Raw genomic sequence first — 1,114 nt, 5'->3', positions numbered from 1 at the left:
TTTCTGAGACGAAGGTCCGCGGCGTAGGCTCACTCTTCCAGCAGGATGCGGTTGAAGCGTTCGATGCTCCTATATTGTCAAGCGGTCGTTTGGGGCAGGTTGGCGTAGATCTCCCTGGCGATGTAACGGTTGAGGCATCGGATGATCTCAGCGTTGAGCTGCTTGATCTCATCGTCCAGCACCTTCCAACGGTCCAGAAGGTCGCGCTGTGCAAGCTTGGTTCCTGCCAGATGCATACGCTCGGGATCGGTTGCTAGTGACATGAGATCCTCGGTCTCGGCGCGGAGTGACAGGCACCAGTTCATGAGTGTGCGTTTGGTGAGGTCGACCAGTCCGTCGCGCAGGTTGGGTGCGCAGATCGTGATGCCGAAGGTGTTGAAGGCTTGAGTTCGTGCTTTCGCGGCGCTGGACCGGGTGAGGCGGAGGGCTCGGATGACCTCGATCGTCCCTGATTGCTTTTCGGGATGGCTGTGGAGGTTTCCCCAGAACGGTGCGAGCGATTTGTTCGGCTAAGGCGATCAGATTTGCCGCCATCCGGCGGGCTATCCGATCGCGCCGGTTCACCTCGGTCACGTGTTCACCTTGGCGGGTCAGTTCGCGCGAGAGTGCCGCGCATCCAGGACTGCAATGCTGCGTATCCGGGCGAGGTGTCGGGGAACTCCCGATGGCCGAGCAGCCGGCTTTGGTCATCGATAACCGCGGCATAGCGGGTGGTGTGCTTATGGGTGTCGACACCACCAATGACCCTGACATCCTCGATCAGGATTGTCATGCTGGAAACGTTCCTTCTTTAGTGGATGAATGAACGGATGAGGACGAGCCGGCCGGGCGGGCGACAGGTCTGTGAGCTTCTAGTCCAAGCTCCCATCAGGTCGGATCCGTCTGGTCGGCGCACTCCACGGTGTTGCGCAAGGTCCAGTCGACAAATCGAACGAAGGACACCATGGTCAGACTTTGGCCGGGGCCAGGCTGGACCCAACGCAGCACCACCATAAGTCTTCACGGACTTTTCCGTTCGTCTCTGGCCGGTAGGGTCTGGTGCGTTTGTGCCGGATACCGGCTTCGGCCAGGATCCGGGCGAAGGCTTTGGACCTGTAGCATGAGCCGTTATCGG

General features: G+C 59.7%; 2 protein-coding genes and 1 pseudogene. All 3 read right to left on the bottom strand.

The annotated features are described in order from the left end of the window. Window positions 1–77: 77 nt before the first annotated feature. Complete coding sequence (locus AB4074_RS24780) at window positions 78–263, bottom strand: hypothetical protein (protein WP_441415746.1); 186 nt, start codon at window positions 261–263, stop codon at window positions 78–80. A 314-nt stretch (window positions 264–577) separates the two neighbouring features. Next, on the bottom strand, window positions 578–772 hold the full coding sequence (locus AB4074_RS24775; protein ID WP_441415745.1) for a hypothetical protein: 195 nt from the start codon (window positions 770–772) through the stop codon (window positions 578–580). Between the two features lie 232 nt (window positions 773–1,004). After that, window positions 1,005–1,114 (bottom strand): annotated as a pseudogene (locus tag AB4074_RS24770) (IS481 family transposase); the annotation flags it as partial.

It is taken from the genome of Arthrobacter sp. 2MCAF14, from assembly GCF_052115645.1.
Taxonomy (GTDB): Bacteria; Actinomycetota; Actinomycetes; order Actinomycetales; family Micrococcaceae; genus Arthrobacter.
This window is presented reverse-complemented; position numbering and strand designations above follow the sequence as displayed.